4 protein-coding genes are annotated in these 3,633 nt (G+C 63.4%); all 4 read left to right on the top strand.

The features are described 5' to 3' along the window. On the top strand, window positions 1–754 hold a 754-nt coding region (locus tag ENZ74_RS25635; RefSeq protein WP_164761202.1), incomplete at its 5' end, for a LysM peptidoglycan-binding domain-containing protein. 272 nt (window positions 755–1,026) lie between these two features. Beyond that, complete coding sequence (locus ENZ74_RS25630) at window positions 1,027–1,359, top strand: metalloregulator ArsR/SmtB family transcription factor (RefSeq protein WP_013532548.1); 333 nt, start codon at window positions 1,027–1,029, stop codon at window positions 1,357–1,359. A gap of 21 nt (window positions 1,360–1,380) precedes the next feature. Beyond that, a complete protein-coding gene (locus tag ENZ74_RS25625) occupies window positions 1,381–3,261 on the top strand; it encodes an ABC transporter ATP-binding protein/permease (protein ID WP_013532547.1) in 1,881 nt (626 codons plus the stop codon). A gap of 108 nt (window positions 3,262–3,369) precedes the next feature. Continuing rightward, a partial coding sequence (locus ENZ74_RS25620) for an antibiotic biosynthesis monooxygenase (RefSeq protein WP_127313070.1) occupies window positions 3,370–3,633 on the top strand: 264 nt, incomplete at its 3' end.

Here is a 3,633-nt window from a genome sequence, read left to right as displayed (position 1 = left end):
AGCCGTGGTCGACGCAACCCCGGCTCCTGCAGCGCCGGCGACGCCGCCCGCTGCAGGCGTGACCGAGCCCAAGATCGTCGTCGAGGCGGTCGAGATCGACGGCAGCAAGATCTTTGTCGCCGGCCTCGCCGATGCCGGCCGCAAGGTGCGCGCCTATGCCAACGACATCCTGCTCGGTGACGCGCAAACTTCGACGGACGGTCATTTCCTGGTCGAGGCGACGCGCGACGTTCCGGTCGGCAGCTACACAATCCATGTCGACGGCCTCGATGCCGACGGTGTGACAGTTGTGGCCCGCGCGGCCGTACCGTTCGAGCGTGAGCCCGGCGAAGCGATCGCCGCCGTGGCACCCTCGGCGCCGAAGCCCGTTCAGCCCAAGCCGGCCGCACCTACCGCCGCCGAGGCACCGGCCGCGGCCACGACGCCTGCTCCCGCCACCGAGGCTCCGGCCGTTATGGCGGAGGCGACGCCGCCAAGCGATGTGCCCGAGACGGTGGCGCCCAAGCTTGAACATGCCGACGGCGCCGTCATCATCCGCCGCAACGACACGCTGTGGCGGATCTCGCGGCGCGTCTATGGCCACGGCGTACGCTTCTCGACCATCTACCTCGCCAACCAGGACCAGATCAGTGATCCCGACCGCATCTGGCCGGGCCAGGTGTTCAAGGTCCCGGAAAAGTCGAAGGAAGGCGAAGCCGCCGACCTCAAGGCCATGGGCGAGCAGGCAACGACAGCGCCCGCCAAGACGGAGTAGGGTTTGAGCGCCGACGGTTGAGCGCAATCTCCCCCTTGTGGGAGATGCCCGGCAGGGCAGAGGAGGGCGCTGTCTCGCCAGCCTGTCGGCCAAATCCGGTCGAGCTACCTTACGGCTGCTCGTAATGCTTTGATCGTGGAAAGTCGCGATCCTTCGCGCCCCTCTCTGTCCTGCCGGACATCTCTCCCACGAGGGGGAGATTGGCGGTTCCGGCGCTCTGCCCATAGGGTTAGCTTGCCCCGTGCCCGTTCATCGTCTATCGCCGATGAACGATGGCAGAATCCCTGATGGAAACAAACGCATCATGCGGCGGTCCGGACAGCCGTGCGGTCGCCGCCCGACTTGCAGCGCTTTCCCATCCGGCGCGGATCGAAATCCTGAAACACCTATCGACGAGCAGTTCCTGCTGCTGCCGCGAGGTCGTCGACCGCTTAGATCTGGCGCAGTCCACCGTGTCACAACATCTGAAAATACTGGTCGAAGCCGGGCTGGTTCGCTTCGAGCCCGATCGCCAGCGCTCGCGCTATGCGATCGACCATGCCGCGCTCGCCGATGTCTCCGCATCGGTGGCCGCTCTCGTCAATTCCTGCTGCTCCGGCCGCTGAAATAAGAAGAAGGCACAAGAAATGGCCGAAAAAACCGTCTCCGACTCCTCGACTTTCAAGACGCTGCTCAATTTGTGGCCTTACATGTGGCCAGCGGATCGCGCCGATCTGAGAGCCCGGGTCACATGGGCGACGCTGTTGCTGGTCGTCGCCAAGCTGACGCTGGTCGCCGGTCCCTATTTCTTCAAATGGGCGACCGACGCGCTGGCCGGCGACGCCAAATCGGCGCCGCCGCTGCCGAGCTTCCTGCTGGCGCCCGTCATGCTGGTCGTCGCCTACAATGTCGTGCGCCTGGTGCAGCTTGGCTTCAATCAGTTGCGCGACGCGCTGTTTGCCCGCGTCGGCCAATATGCCGTGCGCCAGCTCGCCTTCCGTACTTTCGTTCACATGCACCAACTGTCGCTGCGCTTCCATCTCGAGCGCCGCACCGGCGGCCTGTCGCGCATCATCGAGCGCGGCACCAAGGGCATCGAGACGATCGTGCGCTTCATCATGCTCAACACGGCGCCGACCATCCTCGAATTCGCGCTGACCACGGGCATCTTCGCCTACACCTATGGCTGGAAATATGTGGTCGTCGTCGCGGTCACCGTCTGGGTCTATGTCTGGTTCACGGTCCGCGCCAGCGACTGGCGCATCTCGATCCGCCGCGACATGAACGACAGCGATACCGACGCCAACACCAAGGCAATCGACTCGCTGCTCAACTACGAGACGGTGAAATATTTCAACAATGAGGGCATGGAAGCCGAGCGCTTCGACCGCTCCATGGCACGCTACGAGGTCGCCGCGACGCGCATCTGGACCTCGCTTGGCTGGTTGAATTTCGGGCAGGGCATCATCTTCGGCCTGGGCACCGTCATCGTCATGTGCATGTCGGCGCTCGAAGTGCAGGCCGGCACGCAGACGGTCGGTGACTTCGTCTTCATCAACGCCATGCTGATGCAGCTGTCGGTGCCGCTCAATTTCATCGGCTTCATCTACCGCGAAATCCGCCAGGGGCTCACCGATATCGAGCAGATGTTCGATCTGCTGGATGTGCCGCAGGAGATCGTCGACAAGCCGGATGCCAGGCCAATCGCGGTCAGCGCCGGCAAGGTCGAGTTCCGCGACGTGCACTTCTCCTATGACCCGAACCGGAAGATCCTGAAGGGCATCAGCTTCGAGGTGCCGGCCGGCAAGACCGTCGCCATTGTCGGGCCTTCGGGTGCCGGCAAGTCGACCATCTCGCGGCTTCTGTTCCGCTTCTACGACGTGCAGGGCGGCCAGGTGCTGATCGATGGCCAGGATATCAGGGACGTGACGCAGGAGAGCCTGCGCGGGGCGATCGGCATGGTGCCGCAGGACACCGTGCTGTTCAACGACACCATCGCCTACAACATCCGCTATGGCCGCATCGGTGCCAGCGAGGAGGATATGCGCAAGGCGGCCGAACTCGCTCAGATCGGCCCGTTCATCGAGCGATTGCCTGACGGCTACAAGTCGATGGTCGGCGAACGCGGGCTAAAACTTTCGGGCGGCGAGAAGCAGCGCGTGGCAATCGCCCGCACCATTTTGAAGGCGCCGCCGATCCTGATGCTCGACGAAGCGACCTCGGCGCTCGACAGCCACACCGAACAGGAGATCCAGGCCGCGCTCGATCTGGTCAGCCGTGGCCGCACCACCATCGTCATCGCTCACCGCCTGTCGACGGTGATCACGGCCGATGAGATCATCGTGCTGCAGGACGGCCAGATCGCCGAGCGCGGCACCCATGCCGAGCTGATGCGCAAGCATGGCCTCTACGCCTCGATGTGGGACCGCCAGCGCGAGGCGACCGAGGCCGAAGAGCGGCTGCGCTTGGCTCGCGAAGGCGACGAACTTGGTGTCATCGTCCGCCGGCGCACGTCGGAGGTGAATTGAAGGTTCGGCGTGTGATCTGATTTTTGCACTTGATCTCAACTTAAGTTGAGATTGTAGGCCGTTCCTGGAGCCCAAAAAACACCATGATCCAGGAACGGAGCAATCGAAATGAGCAAGATAAATCAGACTGTTAACGGCGGCAGCGTGTTCAGGGTGGACAAATTCGTCGTCCCGGCCGGCGCCCGCGAGGAGATACTCGCCAAGGTCAGGACAACGCATGAATTGCTGCGCCTGCAGCATGGCTTCGTGCAGGATTTCCTGCTCGAGCAATTCTCCGGGCCGGGCGAATTCAACCTCGTCACCATCGTCGAATGGGAAAGCCAGGCGGCCGTCGACAATGTCGTGCCGATCGTCAAGGACGCGCACGAGCGC

It is taken from the genome of Mesorhizobium sp. M7A.F.Ca.CA.002.15.2.1 (assembly GCF_003998715.1).
In the GTDB taxonomy this organism is placed as follows: Bacteria; Pseudomonadota; Alphaproteobacteria; order Rhizobiales; family Rhizobiaceae; genus Mesorhizobium; species Mesorhizobium ciceri.
This window is presented reverse-complemented; position numbering and strand designations above follow the sequence as displayed.

Bases quoted from the DNA above. Each gene is read 5' to 3' on its own strand.
- ENZ74_RS25630 (WP_013532548.1), top strand. From the start codon at position 1,027: ATGGCAGAATCCCTGATGGAAACAAACGCATCATGCGGCGGTCCGGAC.
- ENZ74_RS25625 (WP_013532547.1), top strand. From the start codon at position 1,381: ATGGCCGAAAAAACCGTCTCCGACTCCTCGACTTTCAAGACGCTGCTC.